This is a genomic window from Mesorhizobium sp. WSM4809 (assembly GCF_055811655.1).
In genome coordinates this window covers 1-380 of sequence record NZ_JBVVQW010000069.1, presented here as the reverse complement: position 1 = coordinate 380, position 380 = coordinate 1, and the positions used below count along the sequence as shown (strand labels likewise).

The 380-nt window shown below is 55.3% G+C and carries 1 protein-coding gene; it reads right to left on the bottom strand.

The genetic code is table 11. From position 1 onward, the window contains the following. Positions 1–380 (bottom strand): ABC transporter substrate-binding protein (locus tag AC0L24_RS33890; RefSeq protein ID WP_473565100.1); only part of this gene is annotated, 380 nt, incomplete at both ends.

Genomic DNA, 380 nt, shown 5'->3' with positions numbered 1-380 from the left:
TATTTCGGGTCACCGAACGCGGCCCGCATAAACGCCTGCTGATCGATGAGGTGAAGCATCGCCTGGCGCGCCTTTACACTATCGAAGGGCTTCTGCAGACAGTTCATTCGCAGGTACATGTCTTGGCCGGACTTCAGATTTTTCACTACAAGATCGGGATCGCTCTCGATCACCGAGAGCAGATCCACGGATGGCGATTCGAAGTAATCAATCTCACCCGCTTGTAGGGCGGCAAGAGCCGTCTGCTGGTCACGGATATTCTCCCAAACGACACGATCGACGTTGACGATCTTCCCACCGGCTAATCCGCTGGGCGGCTCCTTGCGCGGTATGTATCTCTCATTGCGATCATAGGTGAAGCTTGCGCCGGGCTTTGCAAG